At 68.4% G+C, this 228-nt stretch carries 1 protein-coding gene; it reads left to right on the top strand.

Going from position 1 to position 228, the window contains the following annotated elements; genetic code table 11:
* A partial coding sequence (locus AAE027_RS39590; RefSeq protein WP_370991188.1) for a TCP-1/cpn60 chaperonin family protein occupies window positions 1-228 on the top strand: 228 nt, incomplete at both ends.

Below are 228 nucleotides of genomic sequence, written 5' to 3' on the forward strand. Positions count from 1 at the left end.
CCTCCAAGTCCGCTGACGCGGCCGGCGACGGCACCACCACCGCCACCGTGCTGGCGGCTGCGATCGTCCGCGAGGGCGCCAAGGCCGTTGCCGCCGGCATGAACCCGATGGACCTGAAGCGCGGTATCGACCTCGCGGTCGAGGCCGTCGTTGCGGATCTCCAGAAGAACTCGAAGAAGGTCACCTCGAACGACGAGATCGCCCAGGTCGGCACCATCTCGGCCAACG

Origin of the sequence: Bradyrhizobium sp. DN3, from assembly GCF_041357655.1 — a bacterium.
Taxonomy (GTDB): Bacteria; Pseudomonadota; Alphaproteobacteria; order Rhizobiales; family Xanthobacteraceae; genus Bradyrhizobium.